Annotated in this window: 1 protein-coding gene; it reads left to right on the top strand. The window is 65.9% G+C overall.

The features are described 5' to 3' along the window. Positions 1–276: HAMP domain-containing protein (locus tag AC559T_RS18310; protein ID WP_498869525.1), on the top strand; the 276-nt coding region annotated here is incomplete at both ends.

Genomic DNA, 276 nt, shown 5'->3' with positions numbered 1-276 from the left:
GCGGGTTGCCCGGGAGGTCGGCACCGACGGTCGTCTCGGTGGTCAGGCGGACGTCAAAGGTGTGTCGGGTACCTGGCGCGACCTCACCGAATCCGTCAACGTCATGGCGGGGAACCTCACCGACCAGGTGCGTTCCATCGCCCAGGTGACGACGGCGGTCGCGCGGGGTGACCTCTCCCAGAAGATCCGCGTCGATGCCCGGGGCGAGATCCTGGAGCTGAAGGAGACCATCAACACGATGGTCGATCAGCTTTCGGGTTTCGCGGACGAGGTGAC

This window comes from Frankia sp. Hr75.2 (assembly GCF_949319125.1).
Classification (GTDB): Bacteria; Actinomycetota; Actinomycetes; order Frankiales; family Frankiaceae; genus Parafrankia; species Parafrankia soli.
Note: the sequence above shows the minus strand (reverse complement) of the source record. Positions and strands in the feature narration are given on the sequence as shown.